The following is a 4,643-nucleotide window of genomic DNA, read 5'->3' on the forward strand; positions in this document are numbered from 1 at the left end:
AGTGAAACGCCCTGTGCGGATCCGCATGCAGGGTGTTGTGGGGGCTGAGGGTTAGAGACCCTCGGCTACCCGATTATGCCCGTCGTTCAGAGAGTACTTCTTTGAATGCAAACATACCATTTAGTGCTGCTGGGAAACCTGCATAGACTGACATTTGTATAATCACTTCTTTCAACTCTGTCTCTGAACAACCGACATTAAGAGCTGCATGTAAATGAACTTTTAGTTGCTGCATGCAATTACCCATTGCAGTTAATGCTGAAACGGTAGCTAATTCTCTTGATTTCAAATCTAACTCAGGACGAGAATAAATATCTCCAAACGGATATTCAATTGTGTATTTGCCCAAGTCAGGACAAATATCTTGTAGGCTATCAATAACTTTTTGCCCAGCTTCACCATCAATTTCTGATAATAGCTCTAACCCTTTGTCAAAACGTGAATTTTCCATTTTGTGTGCTCCTTTTTTATGAATACCAGCACACTCTACTAGTTAGAGTTAACTCTAAGTCAACTCACTTCTCCACTTTTGTATAAATTAATTTTCGCGTCCAATGCTTTTAGGTGCTCATTTTGCTGCCTGATATGCTTTACTAGATTTTCTTGATGTTTTTCTAGAAGCTCTTGCCGCTCTTTTACTGTTTGAGCACCCAACTCTCTTAAAGAGGCATATTTTTGAATCTCTTTAAGAGGCATGCCTGTGTCTTTAAGACGTTTAATGAAATCTACCCAATCGATATCTCTATTTGAATAAATCCGATGACCACTGGTATTTCTTTGGACATGTTTGAGTAAACCAACTTTTTCGTAGTAACGAAGGGTATAAGCCGATAATTCGACTTTGTCCGAAAATTCTCTCATGTTCATGATATCTACCTAGGGCATAACGCTTTTATAACGGGCAGACAAAGCGCAGTTTTGGCTGTCCAGCCTCGAAGTGACGTTCGTTGATAAACTTTTTACATGACATAGTTTGATACTTCGATAAGATTTTGATCTGGATCTCTAAAGTAGACTGAAACGATTTTACCAGTTGCACCAGTACGATTAACTGGCCCATCAATTATTGATACTTTACAAGCATTCAGGTGAGCAATAATTTGATTTATTGGCTGTTTAATAATAAAACACAAATCAGAACTACCAGTTTTTACATTACCGGCTTTAGGCTCATATTCCTTACCTAATTGGTGCAGATTTATTTTTTGATTTCCAAAGGATAATGCAACACGACCTTCCCCAAAAACTACTTTTTCCATACCCATAACGGACATATAGAAATTTACAGTTTTATCAATATCCTTTACCGTTAAAACGAGATGATCAATGCTTTCTACTTGCACAACACTTCCTATTTAATTGGCATATAACGCCTTACACAGCGGGAAACGACGAGCACGAGCGAGTTTGTTTTCCGATGCTGTAACTTGTTATACATTTATTTATTTGGATCATAATTCAGAAAATCATCTTGTAAACCGAAGATGCGCCTTTTTGGAATGGACTCATTATCTTTATATTCTGTTTCAAATAAACCAAAATCACCACCAAATGCACCATCTAAAGTTTCCATAATATTAGCAATTACATTTTTTTGGTTTAGTTTAATTATATTGTATAAATCTGATTCTCGTGCACCAGATTTAAGTAAACTATCAAGTGATTTTGAATAAGATTCAGCTTCTGATTCATCCCATATCTCTAATATTTCACCCTTTTCTCTATCTGTTTTGTTTTGATAAGCATTTATTGTTCTTTTCATCCAGCCACTTTCCATAGGTTGAATAAAAGCTTGTTTGTTGTAACAAAGCATTAGAAAAAAAGCTTTTTTATATTCTGTATATTCAGGGTCATTGTCGTTTAATATTTCAGATATTTTCTCTTGGCTAAATTCTATTCTATTTAAAAACTCAATAAGTTCTTTGGTATTTATATCTTCAAGATTAACCATATCGTTTCCTTTGCATAACGCTTTTATAAACGGCGCGAGTGTCTTTGCGCGTCCAGTGGAGCCCACGTTACTTTGTGGGCGGAACGAGGTTTGATAAACTTGTATGGTTGTTCTTGAGGATATTCCACCTTTTTAAATCCTTTTAAAAACGGGTAAATTGAGACCCACCTTCGGCGGCCACCGAAGGCCTTTTTGTCACAGTTCGATGTGCGACAGGTTCGTAAAGACCGGTAACAAGTATGAACGTGGCAAAAACTCACTAGGCATAACTCGAATAGTCATGTGGGCCTCGAGCCCGAATAGCAAGGCAGAGGTAGCTTATCTTATGAATAACACAGAGATCAATGTCGGTATCGACACAAGTAGTACGCAACTCGATATTTATGTGAGGCCTACTGGCCAATTTTTTAGTGTCAAAAACGATACGGCGGGTATAAAAGAGGCCGTTAAACAAATACAGCCTTTAAAGCCCAACCGAGTGCTGATTGAATCCACTGGCCGGCTCGAATTGGAGTTTGTCTGTGCCGCTCACAAAGCAGGTTTGCCGATCGTTGTCTGTAACCCAGGTAATGTTCGCAATTTTGCTAAGTCGTCAGGAAGAATGGCTAAAACAGATAAGCTCGACGCCATGGATATCGCCCATTTTGGTGAAGCAATGAAGCCGAGGTTATCGTCAATTAAACCAGAAAAGCTGAGAGCGATCAGTGACTTGCTGGTTGTGCGAAGCCAATGCCTTGAAATGAGTACGATGCAAAAGAACCGTTTAAAGCGTATGCCCAAGACAGTGCATAAACCGATTCAAGCGATACTAAACACCATTAAAAAAGAGCTTCTATCCATCGACAAGCAACTCGACAAACTGGTTGACAGTGTTGCTGAGTGGCGGCAAAAGCGCGACCTATTATTAAGTGCAAAAGGTGTCGGCAATGTGCTGGCTTATACGCTCATGAGTGAGTTGCCAGAGCTGGGTTCCCTCAACCGAAAAGAGATTGCTGCGTTGGTCGGTGTAGCCCCCATGAATCGCGACAGCGGAAGCTATCAAGGCAAGCGATATATACGTGGGGGTCGACACCGCGTTCGAACTGTACTGTTTGTATCCATGATGTCAGCCATCCAGTGTCACCCCAAACTCAAGCCTATGTATGAGCGAATGGTGGCAGTGGGAGAGCCAAAGAAAGTAGCCATAGTTGCTTGTATGCGCAAGCAACTAACTATCTTAAATACGATGGTGAAAAACGGAACATACTGGGATGAAAAAATGGTCTAAATACTTGACTGGGAACCATAGTCACTTGTTAGGGAGGTCACCTTGCTTTTCCAAATATGAAATCGACATCAACGATTTCAAGAAAGTGAGGGGACAGGCCCCCTTAAATTGACAATACCCTTACTCAATCCTAAGATCAAAGCCAAGCATTATTCATTACATCGATAAAAGGATTTACCGATGACTCGCCCAAGAAAGGAACTCGTATCCGTTCAAGATACCCCCTATTACCATATTGTTTCACGTTGTGTTCGCCGCTCGTTTTTATGTGGCTTGGATCACTCAACAGGTAAAGACTACGAACACCGTCGTCAATGGATCGAAGACCGAATACGCATTCTATCTTCACTCTTTTCCATTGATATCTGCGCCTATGCCGTGATGTCAAACCATCTTCATATTGTGATTAAACTCTGCCCGACTCAAGCACAAAGCTGGTCAAATACTGAAGTTGTAACGCGCTGGTTAAGTTTATTCAAAGGCCCCTTAATGATTCAGCAATGGCAAGCAGGTGAGTCTCTCAGCAAAGCTCAACTTGATACCGTCAGTGAGATGATAGATATCTACCGGGAACGCTTAGCTAACCTTAGTTGGTTTATGAAATGTCTAAATGAACCCATTGCTCGCCAAGCTAACCAAGAAGACAAGTGCACTGGCCACTTCTGGGAGTCTCGTTATAAATCGCAAGCCCTACTAACCGAAGAAGCATTACTGTCTTGCATGGCCTATGTAGATCTAAACCCTATACGCGCTGATATGGCTAAAACACCGGAAGGCTCAAAGCATACAAGTATCAAAGAGCGCATAAATCCGGAATTCAATTCAACATCCGCGATAGAATCTCAAAAAGCACTGTTTGCTTTGCAACATTTCCAATCCCCTGTAAAACCTCTGGCACAATTTGAAGGAAATATCCGAAACAAAGAACAGCAGGGTATTCTATTCAGCCTAGAGGATTATCTAACCTTAGTCGACATGACAGGCCGAATATTACGCGATGACAAACGCGGAGCTATATCCGCACACCTACCACCCATACTAGAAAGAATAGAAATAAACCAAGAAGAATGGCTGAATAACGCCACTCAGTTTGAAAGGCTTTATCACAAAAAATTCGCACGAAAACGAAGGCATAACCAAGCGGCCTAACTTCAACCTTTCTTATCTACAACCGATAAAGTATCAGCTCATTCGCTGAGATATACGGCTAACTCAAAAACACCGAATATCTCCCAATAAACACTTAAAACCATCAATCAGCCACTTGAAGTAAAAACAAAGCCTAACTGCAAAACCTATAACGAAGGAATGAAGGTTTTTTTTTAAAAGTGCATGTCCCTGTTTATTGACGTACAGGCGGCTGTTGCGTGTGGCATTACCAGTAAAGGCCCATGGCGAAGCTCTAAAACACCGGGGATTAATCAG

Annotated in this window: 6 protein-coding genes; 2 read left to right on the forward strand and 4 right to left on the reverse strand. The window is 40.6% G+C overall.

Annotation, left to right across the window (positions count from 1 at the left end):
• Positions 1 to 73: 73 nt before the first annotated feature.
• The 4 genes from Q4492_RS15545 to Q4492_RS15560 form a co-directional block, all read right to left on the reverse strand.
• A complete protein-coding gene (locus Q4492_RS15545; protein ID WP_303419832.1) occupies positions 74 to 451 on the reverse strand; it encodes a carboxymuconolactone decarboxylase family protein in 378 nt (125 codons plus the stop codon).
• A gap of 59 nt (positions 452 to 510) precedes the next feature.
• Positions 511 to 867, reverse strand: coding sequence for a MerR family transcriptional regulator (locus tag Q4492_RS15550; protein WP_303419834.1), 357 nt, complete (start codon positions 865 to 867; stop codon positions 511 to 513).
• Positions 868 to 959: 92 nt separating this feature from the next.
• Entirely contained in the window at positions 960 to 1,343 is a 384-nt protein-coding gene (locus tag Q4492_RS15555; protein ID WP_303419836.1) for a VOC family protein, read from the reverse strand.
• Positions 1,344 to 1,438: 95 nt separating this feature from the next.
• Positions 1,439 to 1,951, reverse strand: coding sequence for a hypothetical protein (locus Q4492_RS15560; protein WP_303419838.1), 513 nt, complete (start codon positions 1,949 to 1,951; stop codon positions 1,439 to 1,441).
• Positions 1,952 to 2,276: 325 nt separating this feature from the next.
• Between Q4492_RS15560 and Q4492_RS15565 the strand changes: the two genes are divergently transcribed.
• Positions 2,277 to 3,218 (forward strand): IS110 family transposase, encoded by a 942-nt coding sequence (locus tag Q4492_RS15565; RefSeq protein WP_303419840.1) that lies wholly within the window; start codon positions 2,277 to 2,279, stop codon positions 3,216 to 3,218.
• 180 nt (positions 3,219 to 3,398) lie between these two features.
• Entirely contained in the window at positions 3,399 to 4,367 is a 969-nt protein-coding gene (locus Q4492_RS15570) for a transposase (RefSeq protein ID WP_303419841.1), read from the forward strand.
• The last annotated feature ends 276 nt before the right edge of the window (positions 4,368 to 4,643 follow it).

This window comes from Neptuniibacter sp. 1_MG-2023 (assembly GCF_030547185.1).
Taxonomy (GTDB): Bacteria; Pseudomonadota; Gammaproteobacteria; order Pseudomonadales; family Balneatricaceae; genus Neptuniibacter.

What these genes read in the sequence shown, in the direction of transcription:
- Q4492_RS15545 (WP_303419832.1), bottom strand. Translation starts at nt 451, where the DNA reads ATGGAAAATTCACGTTTTGACAAAGGGTTAGAGCTATTATCAGAAATT.
- Q4492_RS15550 (WP_303419834.1), bottom strand. Translation starts at nt 867, where the DNA reads ATGAACATGAGAGAATTTTCGGACAAAGTCGAATTATCGGCTTATACC.
- Q4492_RS15560 (WP_303419838.1), bottom strand. Translation starts at nt 1,951, where the DNA reads ATGGTTAATCTTGAAGATATAAATACCAAAGAACTTATTGAGTTTTTA.
- Q4492_RS15565 (WP_303419840.1), top strand. Translation starts at nt 2,277, where the DNA reads ATGAATAACACAGAGATCAATGTCGGTATCGACACAAGTAGTACGCAA.
- Q4492_RS15570 (WP_303419841.1), top strand. Translation starts at nt 3,399, where the DNA reads ATGACTCGCCCAAGAAAGGAACTCGTATCCGTTCAAGATACCCCCTAT.